The sequence below is a fragment of the Acinetobacter sp. AOR41_HL genome, from assembly GCF_027854645.1.
GTDB lineage: Bacteria > Pseudomonadota > Gammaproteobacteria > Pseudomonadales > Moraxellaceae > Acinetobacter > Acinetobacter nosocomialis.
In genome coordinates this window covers 1-11525 of sequence record NZ_JAKTHZ010000026.1, presented here as the reverse complement: position 1 = coordinate 11525, position 11525 = coordinate 1, and the positions used below count along the sequence as shown (strand labels likewise).

Here is an 11525-nt window from a genome sequence, read left to right as displayed (position 1 = left end):
AATTGCGGCATAGTCATTTCAACATATAACAAATTTTAAGCAACTGAGGAAAGATCATGACATTACGATTAGGAGACACTGCCCCTGATTTTCAACAAGAATCAAGCGAAGGCACAATTAGTTTTTATGATTTTTTAGGTGATAGTTGGGGCATTTTATTTTCACACCCTGCCGACTATACGCCAGTATGTACAACTGAATTGGGTTATACAGCAAAACTAAAAGATGAATTTGAAAAACGTAATGTTAAAGCGATTGCCCTATCTGTAGATGACGTTGAGTCGCATAAAGGCTGGATTAATGACATTAATGAAACTCAAAATACTACAGTTAATTTTCCAATTATTGCCGACAAAGATCGCAAAGTATCTGAGCTCTATGGTTTTATTCATCCAAATGCTAGTGAAACGCTTACAGTTCGTTCTTTGGTCATTATTGATCCGAACAAAAAAGTTCGTTTAATTATTACTTACCCTGCTTCGACTGGTCGTAACTTCAACGAAGTCTTACGTGTAGTAGATTCATTACAATTAACCGACAAGCATAAAGTAGCTACTCCAGCGAACTGGCAACAAGGCGAAGATGTTGTGATTGTTCCTTCTTTGAAAGATGAAGAAGAAATTAAACAACGTTTCCCTAAAGGCTATACTGCGGTGAAACCTTATTTACGCCTCACACCACAGCCTGAAAGTGATAAAGCCGAATAAAGGCTTTATCACTTGCAAGACAAACGCAGTGCGTAGGCAAGCATCTGAAAAGTTCCCTGCAAGATAAGCGAAGCGCGTAGGCAAGCATCTGAAAAGTTCTCTGCAAGACAAGCGCGTAGACAGGCATTTGAAAAGTTGCCTAAAAAAACAATAAAGCGCGTAATCAATAATGAGAAAAAGTAAAGAAAACTAACTAAAGCTCATAAACGAATGTTTCCATCTCCAAGCCATCTCAACCGATGGCTTTTTTTTTGCATTATTGAATACACATGGTTTTTACTGTCGAGATCAGTTATAACTCCCAAGGAGTTTGTGCAAAAAACAAAAATCATGATCCATAAAATTCATCATTTAAAATGCGGCAGTATGTGCCCTGTCTGCGCGCCTTTATTTGGGCAGAAAGGCTGGAAAGCCGAAGTTGTATGTCATTGTCTTTTAGTAGAGACGGACCGCGGGCTTGTACTGATTGATACAGGATTTGGTCTTCAAGACTATTTACACATGCAACAGCGCCTTGGCTCTTTAGTCAAACGTTTGGGGAAAATTGAGCCGAATCTTGAATTCAGTGCAATCCAGCAAATACAAAAACTGGGATTCCATCCTAAAGATGTACAGCACATCTTTGTGACTCACCTCGACTTTGACCATGCAGGTGGCATTTCGGATTTTCCTCATGCCACAGTTCATGTATTAGCCGCTGAATATAATGCTGCACAATTGCCTAATTTTAAAGGTAAGCTTCGTTATAGAACCAATCAATATAATCATCATCGATACTGGAATTTTGTTGAATATCAGCAGGGTGAAAAATGGTTTAATCTTGAAAAAGTCAAAGGTTTCCCGTTATTCCAAGATGAAATTTTAATGGTGCCATTATTAGGTCATTCTGCCGGACATTGTGGAATTGCTATCAAACAGCAAAATCAGTGGTTATTGTTCTGCGGAGATGCTTACTACTCACACCTAGAGTTAAATCCTAAAAATAAATTAAGATCGTTGACCCTTCTGGAAAAAACATTTGCAGAAGACAATGAAAAGCGTCTTGTTAACCTGAAAAAAATACAGCATTTGGCTCAACATGAGCCAACGATTGAAATTATTTGTGCCCATGATCCTCATGAGCTTCGACGGTATCAAACATGAAAAAACTCTCCCTCATTGCTTTTGTTCTGTGTTTAAACCTACAAGGATGTATGCAACATGAAAGCATTGCACATGAGCATAGACCCAAAGATTGGGGAACTTTAGTTTCTCAAACACATAATTTCTATCAAGTGAGTAATGATGTTTTTCGTAGCGAACAACCAAATGCTGCAATGATTCCCGAGTTAAAGCACCATCAAATTGGAACTATTATTAATTTAAGAGCTAAAGACTCAGATGAATTAGTATTTAAAAATGAAAATTTTAATCTTGTTCACATTCCTATCGACACATGGGCTATTAACAGACAAGATCTATTAGAAGTCATGCAGCAAATTAAAATTGCCAAACAAAATCACCAACGTGTTTTATTACACTGTTACCATGGTTCAGACCGTACCGGTGCCAGCGTTGCAATGTACCGAATTATTTTTGAAGATTGGACAATTGATGATGCTGTTAAAGAAATGAAACAAGGTGGGTATGGTTATCATATTATTTGGAAAAATATTGACCGTTTATTCACCCCTGAAAATGTAAAATGGATTCAACAACAATTGTCGAATCCATCTTAACTAGATCTTGAATAAACTTATGATCAGTTTAGCGCTGATCTAATGGCACCCAATCAATCACCCAAGCTGACTTCATGTTTAAACTGGAGTCAGAGGTAATTTTCTTACGAGCTGCATCTGCAGTATCACGGTCTTTTGCTGGTCCAACCATAATACGAATACCTTTACTGGTTGGGCTTGTCGTGACCTTATAACCTTTAGCGCGTAGTTTAGAAACAACAGCATCTGCATTTGCCTGATTAGCAGCCAATGCAACCTGTACCATCCATTTCTTATCGCCATTTTCAAGCAATTCACGCGCTTTCTCAGCTTCAGCTTTTTTCTCTGCTTCAGCTTTATGTTTAGCTTCTGCTGTTTTCTTTTCTGCTTCAGCATGTTTCTTAGCTTCAGCTTTCTTTTCCGCCTCAGCTTGATGTTTAGCTTCTTCAGCCTTTTTCTCAGCTTCAGCCTTATGCTTTTTAGCTTCAGCAGCTTTCTTTTCTGCCTCTACTTGTTTCTTAGCTTCTGCTGCTTTTTTATCAGCTTCGACCTGACGCTTTGCCTCAGCGGCTTTTTTGTCGGCTTCTGCTTGTTTCTTCGCTTCAGCAGCTTTTTTATCTGCATCTGCTTTAGCTGTATCTACTGGCTTTTTTGTATCAGTTTGCTGTCCTTTTGCCTTACCTTCACCACCTGCAACTTCAGGAGGGATATTATCTGAACTTTCCTGCGCAGCAGCACGGCGTGCATTAATCGCAGCATATTCTGCAGCAGCTTTACGCGCTGCATCTGCTTCTGCTTGTTGTTGCATTGCCAAGAACTGAGCAGCACGAGCTTCTTGTTCCGCGACTGCTTTTTCACGGGAACGGCGTTGTTCTTCAAGAAGACGTTTCTCTGTTTCCACATCTACTGCAAGCGGCTGTAGCTGTACCATCTGCCCTTCTTGTGCAGATGGCTTTGGTTTAGCTTGTGGCTTCGGTGATGTAGAGGTTTGTGGTTCAGCGCCCACATGTTTTATTTCTTCATTTCCTTTTAGAAGTAATGCTGCCAATAAAACACCACCACCTAATAAAACAACGCCACCCATCCAGCGTTGTTTGTTATTCATTGACATTCTTCCAAATACTCCCAAATCGCTTCTAAAGTATGAAACGAACCACAGGCTAAAATCAGCTGATTGTTATTTGTTTGCTCAAGCGCTGATATAAAAGCCTCTTTGATATTGCCAAATTGTTGTATTGTCTGGCCTTGTAGGGCGTCATTCAATTGCTGAATCGGTGCAGCACGCAGCACATTCAACTCAGCAATTTTCCAATGTAAAACAGTAGGTTTCAATAAATCGACTACTGATTTTATATCTTTATCTGCCAGCATTGAAAATACTGCGACAACTTCTGTGTACTGTTTATTGTATTCTAAGAAATTTCGCAATTGCTTTAACAAAAATTCAACACCATGTGGATTGTGTCCAGCATCGAAAATTATGGTTTTTCCATTGACTTGACGCACTTCAAAGCGTCCTGCCAAGCGAGCATTTTCAATGCCCTTCTCTAGCGCAGATTGGGAGATTTCAAGTCCGCTATTTAAGACAGCAGCAACCGCTCCTGCAATATTTTCAATTGCAAGTGACCCTAGTGGCAGTTTTAAAGTAGTTCCTTCACTTGCAAAATACCAGTCTTTCCCATCATTTGCGAGTTTATAGAAATAGTCTCTGTTAATCGCATATAGTGTCGCTTTTGAACTATTGGCTTTATCTTGAATGGCTTGAGGTAAAACTTGCTCACCTGCAAAAATGACTGGAATATCAGGGCGAATGATACCTGCTTTTTCAAAAGCAATTTTCTCGATGGTATCGCCTAACCAGTCAGTGTGGTCAAGACCAATATTGGTGATCACAGCAATATTAGGGTCAATGACATTGACGACATCCAGACGTCCGCCCAAACCGACTTCAAGCACCCATACATCGCATTGTTGCTGCTTAAAAATGACAAAAGCAGCCAAAGTGGTTGCTTCAAAAAACGATAAGCTTAAATCACAATCGCGACGAGCCTGATCAACTTGTAAAAAAGCATCAATCAGGCTTTGATCATCAACCTCGACTCCACCTAATTTGACTCGTTCGTTAAACCGATAGATATGCGGCGATTGATACAACCCAACTTTATAACCTTGTGCTTTTAATATAGACGCAAGTGTTGTTGTAGTTGAACCTTTCCCGTTTGTTCCGGCAACAGTGAAAACTTTAGCAGTGGGTTTTGTCACTCCTAATTTTTCTGCTACGGGAATAACACGTTCCAGACCAAGATCGATCCCTGTAACGTGAACATGGCTCCAATAATTGAGCCATGTATCTAAAGAGTCTGTTGAAAGTGGAGCTTGTTGTTTCAAGGTAAGTTCATCAATTTCGATACAAGTCGAGATACAGTATCACGTAAAGCATGACGATGAACAATCTGATCGATTACACCATGATCAAGCAAATATTCAGCACGTTGGAACGGTTCTTCCAATGTTTCACGTACAGTTTGCTCAATTACACGTTTACCAGCAAAGCCGATCATTGCTTTAGGTTCTGCAATATGGATATCGCCCAACATTGCTAAAGAAGCAGTTACACCACCATAAACTGGGTGTGTTAACACTACGATATAAGGTAAACCTGCATCTTTTAATTTTTGAATTGCAGCAGAAGTACGCGCCATTTGCATAAGTGACAACATACCTTCTTGCATGCGTGCACCACCAGAAGCTGCAAAGCAGATTAAAGGTTGGCGTTTTTCAATTGCAAGCTCAGCCGCCTTAACAAAACGGTCACCTACTACAGTACCCATTGAGCCACCCATAAAGTCGAACTCAAAAGCACATGCAATCATGTCTACGCCATTTAAGTTTCCTTGCATAGCAATGAGGGCTTCCGTTTCACCAGTTTTAGTTTGCGCTTCACGCATACGTTCCGGATACGGCTTGCTATCGACAAACTTTAAAGGATCTTTCGCGCTAAATTCTTGACCTAATTCAGCTACAACATTGTCGAAGAACCAGTTTAAGCGATCGCGAGCTTTCATTTTTAAGTGTTCGTCACACTGTGGACATACATACGCATTGAAAGATATAGCTGTACGTGTCACTAAAGCATGACATTCAGGGCACTCAATAGTCGGCTCAGTAAATGTTGCTTTGAGAGTCTGTTGCTCATCTGCAACTTCAATACCTGGAACTGGACGCTGTGTCCATGGCGTCGAAGGGCTAAGAACTTTCCCTGATTTCACTTCTTGATTCATACTAACTCATCGAGCGCTGCTCGAAGCTCCTTGACTTTATTCACCGTCTGTTCAACAGCTTCATCAGCTGTTAACGTTGCAAAAGATTTAACGAAAGCACTACCTACAATCACGGCATCTGCAACGCTACCCATCGCTTTCGCTGATGCAGCATCACTAATTCCGAAACCAACGCCAACAGGAACGTTAGTTATACTTTTGATTTTTTCAATACGCGCAGCCGCTTCAGAAGTATCTAAAGTCGCTGCACCTGTTACACCCTTAAGTGAAACATAGTAGATAAAACCGCTTGCCTGATTTGCTACGTGTTGAATACGTTGATCAGTTGAAGTTGGTGCAAGTAAGAAAATTTGGTCCATATCATGCTGTTTTAAGATCGCACCAAATTCTTTTGACTCTTCTGGTGGTAAATCCACAAGTAATAAGCCATCTACACCACATTGTTTCGCATAAGAAACAAACTTCTCATAACCAATCACTTCAACAGGATTGAGATAACCCATCAAAACAACAGGGGTTTCCTGATCCTGTTCACGAAACTCTTTTACCATGTTCAATGCATCTAAGGTGTTCGTCCCTGCCGCAAGCGCGCGTTCCGCAGCAAGCGCAATAACCGGACCATCAGCCATCGGGTCTGAAAATGGTAAACCAAGCTCAAGAACGTCTACTCCTGCCGCAACCATTTTATGAAGTAACGGAACTGTTACTTGTGGCTGTGGATCACCCGCCATGACATAAGATACAAGCGCTTTACGTTGTTGGGACTGCAGCTTTTCAAAACGGGTGGCAAGACGTGACATAGGGTTGTGCTTTCCTTGAATTATTTAAAATTGAGGAGTTGTTTGTAGAAATACAAGAACACCGCATTTTAACGCTATTTTTTGCTCATTGAACAGGCCTAACGTTATGGCGATATTCGATTGTATGATTCATACAACCCATGGCGTACATTTATCAATATTTTGAAACTTTTCTCAATGATCAAAGCTTCCTATTTTTGAGCCATTATTCGTTTGCAATATGAATAAAAAATCATCAAAAAATCTATTTCTCTGTATTTTTATGGGTGAGTTGCAATTGCTTTTTACGAGTTAATAATGTTTGCCCTGTTAAATTTTTATGTGCCCTCGCAAGTGCAGACTGATCGGAATAACCCAACTGGTCAGCAATCGCAGTAAGACTTTCATTTTGACTTAACAATATCTCGCAGCGCTTCATACGCTCAGTATCTAAAATTAATTTAAATGAAGTGTTTAATGCCTGTAGTTGACGCTGCAAGCTTCGTACTGAAACATTAAGTTCGATGGCAATATCTTCTATTTTTGGAGCCTGCTGCTTATGCTTTAAATATTCTTGTATGATCCAATGTATTTGCTGAACTAAATCGGTATGTATTTTCCGTTGAACCAAAGCTTCTTCCGCTTGTTTTACTAAAAGCTGCACTAAAGTCGGGTCTGCATGCTGGGGGCGAACATTTAAACTTTCACTTGCAAAAGTTAATGCATAGTACGGTCGGTCAAATGACAATTTGCACTGAAAGAAGCGTTGATAAAGAACCAATGGCCCCCGAGGTCGGTGTACAAATTCGACATGTTGTAAAAGAAAATCATGTAAGGGAGCAATCTCTTTAGCAAGCTGTACCATTGCGGCTAAGGTTAACTCACTAAGCACAATATTACTGTCATCAACCAAAGGCCAATACAAGCGAATTTTGGAAGCATCTTGCTCGATTTGTATGGGTACAACTTGCTCCCCATCTATTACTAGGCGATGAAATTTAGCAATATATTTAACCACTTGACCTAAGGTATCACTTCTGGAGGCCATATAACCCAGCACGCCAAAATTGGCAGGTGTAATACAGGCTGCCATTTCTAAAGCCAAATTGGTCACTTGTAATCGAGATTCGGTTAGTTCTAAAAGCTCAGTAAAAAGATGTAAGGAGGACTGAGCATCAATAGAGGCAGATAAAATATTTTGTATTTGCCGAGTTTGAGTGTCATTTAAATTGAGTGACTGCCACGCTATTCCCTTTTCTTTTAAATACGTATTCCAAAGGTAAAAGTATCCATTTGAGATCGTAAACTCTTGCATGGCGTTTCCTTTTTTTACTGCCATATTGTCGCAAACTGTATAAAAATTGGCGATAACTGTCAAAACAAAGCCGACCATTCACGACATACTAATGAAAAGCTTAGTTGCGAGAAATACAAAGATGAACGCACATGTTTCTTATCAGGTCGAGCCAGTGGTTCGCAAAGATCTAGATTTTCATTTAAACGAAGCACCACGCTTTTGGTTTAATAACGATCCTTTTTTGACTCGCATGTTTGATGCACTCAGCTTAACCTTTCCCGACGGAGAGCGTTACTTCATTGAATGTGTGCGAATGTTCCGTGACAAAATTGATGACCCGGAACTACAAAAGCGAGTTGCAGATTTTATTAAACAAGAAGCTCAACATGGTATTGCCCATGACAAAATGAATCAGCTCATGAAAGAACAAGGTATGCCTGTGGATGAGTTCACAAGCACACTTAAAAAAATTTTCCGTTTTGAGCTTACCAAACGTTCACCACAATACAATATTGCAATGACAGCCGCGGCTGAACATTTAACAGCATTAATGGCAGAAACCTTTTATAGCAATAAAAAAACCTTGGAAAATGCTCATCCTTACGTTCGCGCATTATTTGCATGGCATGCTATCGAAGAAATGGAGCATCGTGATGTGGCATTTGATGTCATGAGACAGGTGGGTGAAGTTCCAGAGTCAACCCGTCGCTTTGTACTTGTTTTAACAACTGTACTCATGTTTGGTTTTACCCTCTATAGAACCAACATCATGTTGAAATGTGATGGCTTTAGCCCTAAAGAAAGGTTATCGATGACACTCAAAGGTTTACCTTGGTTCTTTGGGAAAAATGGCACATTAACGGCTATGAAAAAGCAATATCTGGACTGGTTTAAAAAAGATTTTCACCCAAGCCAACATCCAGTTATTCGTCAATATCCTGTTTGGATTGAAACTTTAGAAAAAACAAATGACCCTATCGCAGCGGGTGAGGCATTTTGGCAAGCAGGTTTATAACCTGCTTGTTACCATTTTGCATAATGTTGTTCTAATAGACCGTATTGCTCATTATAAGTAATCATACCAATTGCCTCGTGTTCAATAGTGCCAGTAATTTTAGCTTGCCACTGGTTGAATTGGCTGCCAATCATTCTTAAATTTATATTTTCATATCGGCACCAACCAACATGCACTTCTAGATTAAGTTTTTGATCTAAAGAGCTAATTTTCCATTTTTCATCATTTATTTTTTCGAACAAAACATCAGTGAGTGGAAATAAAACCCCATTTACCCATAAACAGTTTTCATTACCAAAACTTTCATTGACCCCAGAAGCCAAATTCAACCCAATACGTCGCCCCTGTTCATCCCAAAAATTACATGAAAGCCAGAACCATGCTGTCTCGGGACGTAAAAATCCACAAGTATCATCAAGCGATGCAAATGTCTTTTCATCAAATTGTATAAGTTGATTCTGTTTATTCATGAACATTCCCTCTACAGCTAAAGTGGTCTGCTTTTGGGTATATGTCCAACCATTGATACCTGTTGGGGTACACAAACTTAAAATATCTGTTCCAGCACAAAAAATACGGGCGCTCAGGCAAATTTCCCCATATTTAGTCACCCGAATATATCGCACACCATTAGCATGTTGAATATCTAGTTGATAAGGCGATTTAGAAAAATAACTTTGATTAAATAATGGCTGCTCATCAAGATGAGTTTTATGACCTAAAGGTTGAATGGCGTTCCACTCAATGACTTGTCCTGTCTCATGATCAAAAATATAGAGAAAACCATGTCCAACCCAACCAATATCTGCAATGGCTAGACCAATACTGTAGTGTTTATGCTGAATGCCACAGAATTTAAATTTTTTATACTTTAATTGCTTACGCCAGCCCTTTAAAACCTTACCATAAGGCGTTTTATAGATATAACGTTGTACATGAATAGTCGACGGTACAGATTCAAAACGCCCATAACGAGGCTGTCCATTTTCTTGAATTAAATCCATTATTTATTATCCGTTGATTTCCTGTTCATCTATTGACTAATAATAGACTGATCACTGACCAGTTGGCTACTTATCTGTTTTGGTCTTCAAATGACTTTGATTTAGCCATAAAAAAAGAGCATATTGATATGCTCTTTTTTCTGATATTCACTTAAATCTATATACGATAACTTAAACTCTTTGAGGGTCTATTTCAGTAGCTATGACCCACTCCATCAACAAAATCAAATTCAACTCTCGATTTAAGTGTAATTCAATTTCTAAAAGTTAAGCATCATCGTCACTTGCCTGTTCTGGCTCTGATTCTTGCTCGTTACTGTCCTGATTTTCCAATTTTTTCTCAGCGATTTTTGCTGCTTCATAGCCAGCAAAAGCACCAGCTGCTTTTTCTAGAAAACCTGCATCTGGATCTAATTTATCGACACCTTGTTCCGCGATAATTGCACCAGCAATTTTACCTACTTCATCTAGAAGACCCATTTTGATTACTCCAAAGAGCTTATGTTGAGCTTCTAGTCTAAGCAGATGAATTGTAAATAGTGGTACAAAAAAGTTGCGATTTGAGCGAGCTATACATGAGATCAGCAACTTTTTATATTTTATTTTTGCCTTTAAGCTTTTTTTAAGAACAGTTAAAGAAGTAAATAAGTATTTTCCCAACGTGTTGGATTGAACTCACCTTGCACTAACTGTATATAACGACCCGCAATATGGTCAATAGGAATACAATCATCAATATCCACTACACGGTCAGTGTGTGGTTTATGCCACTCTTGATCTATAAACTGTTTACCTAATTGTTTTGCACTTACCGCATCAGGTGCAACAACCAAATGATAACTATGCAACTCACCAAAAGCTTGGGGTGTATATCCACCCAGATTAGGGTGTGTTGACACTTTTAGCTTAAAAAAATAGCGAAGTAGTAAAATCAAATCGCCAAACCCAATTTTACTATTCGCTATGCCTCGTACCATGCTGACAGATCAACACTGGCAAAAGTTGAAAGTTATTCTGCGTAATTTATCCATTCACCACAACTCAAATTTACGCAATTTTATTGAAGCTATTCTCTATAGAATTAGAACAGGCTGTCCGTGGCGAGATATTCCTTGCTGTTTTGGTCATTCAAACTCTATTTTCAAACGTTTTAATCGTTGGTCAAGCAGCGGTAAGTTTCTTAGATTATTCAAATTACTAGCCTCATGCCCCGATATGGAGTGGATTTTTATTGATGGCTCTCATGTACGTGCTCATCAACATTCTGCCGGCATAGCGAATCAATCTATTTCTAAAAGTGTAGGAGGAAACTCCTCAAAAATACATTTGATTGTTGATGCACATGGCAATCCTATTGATTTCATGATTACCGATGGAACCACACATGATGTTAAAGTTGCACCTGATTTAATATCAACATTAGATTTAAAAGAGACAAAAGTGGTATGTGCAGATAAAGGCTATGATTCAGAACCACTGCGTGAACAGATCAGGAAAACAGGGACTAAAGCGAATATACCAAAGAAAACAAATAGCCAATCGAACAATGACCATATGGACTGGTATTTATATAAAATCAGGCATTTAGTTGAAAATATGTTTTGTAGATTAAAGCAATTTAGAGGAATAGCTACTCGATATGACAAGCTCAAAAGAAATTATCAAAGTTCTGTTGCTTTAGCCTGTATATTTTTATGGCTACCTTTATAGGGTTAATTATGAACAGTAAATGTCAACAAACCCTA

General features: G+C 39.1%; 11 protein-coding genes and 2 pseudogenes. 5 read left to right on the top strand and 8 right to left on the bottom strand.

Features of this window, described 5'->3' with window-relative positions; genetic code table 11:
- The first annotated feature begins 56 nt into the window (after window positions 1–56).
- From MKL35_RS10565 to MKL35_RS10555, 3 genes are all read left to right on the top strand, one after another.
- Window positions 57–707 (top strand): peroxiredoxin, encoded by a 651-nt coding sequence (locus tag MKL35_RS10565; RefSeq protein ID WP_002051157.1) that lies wholly within the window; start codon window positions 57–59, stop codon window positions 705–707.
- A 330-nt stretch (window positions 708–1037) separates the two neighbouring features.
- Window positions 1038–1850 carry an MBL fold metallo-hydrolase gene (locus tag MKL35_RS10560; RefSeq protein WP_199983291.1) on the top strand — a complete coding sequence of 271 codons (813 nt, stop codon included), beginning with the start codon at window positions 1038–1040 and terminating at the stop codon, window positions 1848–1850.
- Window positions 1847–2425 (top strand): dual specificity protein phosphatase family protein, encoded by a 579-nt coding sequence (locus tag MKL35_RS10555; RefSeq protein ID WP_004885318.1) that lies wholly within the window; start codon window positions 1847–1849, stop codon window positions 2423–2425. The genes MKL35_RS10560 and MKL35_RS10555 overlap by 4 nt, the downstream gene beginning before the upstream one ends.
- Window positions 2426–2453: 28 nt before the next feature.
- Here MKL35_RS10555 and MKL35_RS10550 read toward each other — a convergent pair whose 3' ends face one another.
- From MKL35_RS10550 to MKL35_RS10530, 5 genes are all read right to left on the bottom strand, one after another.
- Window positions 2454–3515 (bottom strand): SPOR domain-containing protein, encoded by a 1062-nt coding sequence (locus MKL35_RS10550; RefSeq protein ID WP_032010036.1) that lies wholly within the window; start codon window positions 3513–3515, stop codon window positions 2454–2456.
- Window positions 3506–4792, bottom strand: a complete 1287-nt coding sequence (folC, locus tag MKL35_RS10545; protein WP_032010034.1) for a bifunctional tetrahydrofolate synthase/dihydrofolate synthase — start codon at window positions 4790–4792, stop codon at window positions 3506–3508. Before folC ends, MKL35_RS10550 begins: the two co-directional genes overlap by 10 nt.
- On the bottom strand, window positions 4789–5685 hold the full coding sequence (gene accD, locus MKL35_RS10540; protein ID WP_002051365.1) for an acetyl-CoA carboxylase, carboxyltransferase subunit beta: 897 nt from the start codon (window positions 5683–5685) through the stop codon (window positions 4789–4791). The genes folC and accD overlap by 4 nt, the downstream gene beginning before the upstream one ends.
- Window positions 5682–6485, bottom strand: coding sequence for a tryptophan synthase subunit alpha (gene trpA / locus MKL35_RS10535; RefSeq protein WP_002051145.1), 804 nt, complete (start codon window positions 6483–6485; stop codon window positions 5682–5684). Before trpA ends, accD begins: the two co-directional genes overlap by 4 nt.
- A gap of 244 nt (window positions 6486–6729) precedes the next feature.
- Window positions 6730–7779, bottom strand: a complete 1050-nt coding sequence (locus MKL35_RS10530) for an AraC family transcriptional regulator (protein ID WP_031953316.1) — start codon at window positions 7777–7779, stop codon at window positions 6730–6732.
- Window positions 7780–7900: 121 nt separating this feature from the next.
- Here MKL35_RS10530 and MKL35_RS10525 point away from each other — a divergent pair, with 121 nt between their 5' ends.
- Window positions 7901–8776 (top strand): metal-dependent hydrolase, encoded by an 876-nt coding sequence (locus MKL35_RS10525; protein WP_017394142.1) that lies wholly within the window; start codon window positions 7901–7903, stop codon window positions 8774–8776.
- 8 nt (window positions 8777–8784) lie between these two features.
- Here the strand turns inward: MKL35_RS10525 and MKL35_RS10520 are convergent, their stop codons facing one another.
- From MKL35_RS10520 to MKL35_RS10510, 3 genes and pseudogenes are all read right to left on the bottom strand, one after another.
- Window positions 8785–9780, bottom strand: coding sequence for a DUF2804 domain-containing protein (locus MKL35_RS10520; RefSeq protein WP_032010031.1), 996 nt, complete (start codon window positions 9778–9780; stop codon window positions 8785–8787).
- A 267-nt stretch (window positions 9781–10047) separates the two neighbouring features.
- Window positions 10048–10260 (bottom strand): hypothetical protein, encoded by a 213-nt coding sequence (locus tag MKL35_RS10515; protein ID WP_002051387.1) that lies wholly within the window; start codon window positions 10258–10260, stop codon window positions 10048–10050.
- 152 nt (window positions 10261–10412) lie between these two features.
- Window positions 10413–10664, bottom strand: a pseudogene (locus tag MKL35_RS10510) (DUF1543 domain-containing protein); the annotation flags it as partial.
- A gap of 79 nt (window positions 10665–10743) precedes the next feature.
- On the opposite strand from MKL35_RS10510, the pseudogene MKL35_RS10505 reads away from it, so the two are divergent.
- Window positions 10744–11509 (top strand): annotated as a pseudogene (locus tag MKL35_RS10505) (IS5-like element ISAba31 family transposase).
- Window positions 11510–11525 lie beyond the last annotated feature (16 nt).